The sequence below is a fragment of the Flavobacterium sp. H122 genome, assembly GCF_004959765.1.
Classification (GTDB): Bacteria; Bacteroidota; Bacteroidia; order Flavobacteriales; family Flavobacteriaceae; genus Flavobacterium.
In genome coordinates this window covers 1-426 of sequence record NZ_SJZD01000043.1, presented here as the reverse complement: position 1 = coordinate 426, position 426 = coordinate 1, and the positions used below count along the sequence as shown (strand labels likewise).

The 426-nt window shown below is 32.6% G+C and carries 1 protein-coding gene; it reads left to right on the top strand.

Going from position 1 to position 426, the window contains the following annotated elements:
- Positions 1-37: 37 nt before the first annotated feature.
- The coding region (locus tag EZM65_RS15390; RefSeq protein WP_136669446.1) for an acyl carrier protein at positions 38-426 on the top strand (389 nt) is incomplete at its 3' end.

The following is a 426-nucleotide window of genomic DNA, read 5'->3' as shown; positions in this document are numbered from 1 at the left end:
AAAACAAATCAACAACACCGCACTAAATTAACAAGCAATGATCATACAGGAAATAGAATCAAAATTATCAGCAGAACTTTGTGATTTGCTTTATTTGGAGTCAGCTGAACTTGATAGTGATAAGCCTTTCAGCGAATTGGGTTTGGACTCAATACTTGGAGTTGAGTTAGTCAAAATGCTTGGCAAAAGTTTTAATATAGAGGTGAAAGCATCCAAATTATATGACTATCCTACAGTAAAATTATTGTCAGCTTATTTGTTTGAAACATTAGAAGGAACAACACAAATAGAACCTTTGATTATTCAGGATGTTGTGATGGAGAAACCCATAAACGAATACTTAAATACTCAGCATACTGTAAATAATGATTTTAAAGGAGTATTTGAGGTTACATCCATAGAAGGAGATTTAGAAGAGACAGGAAT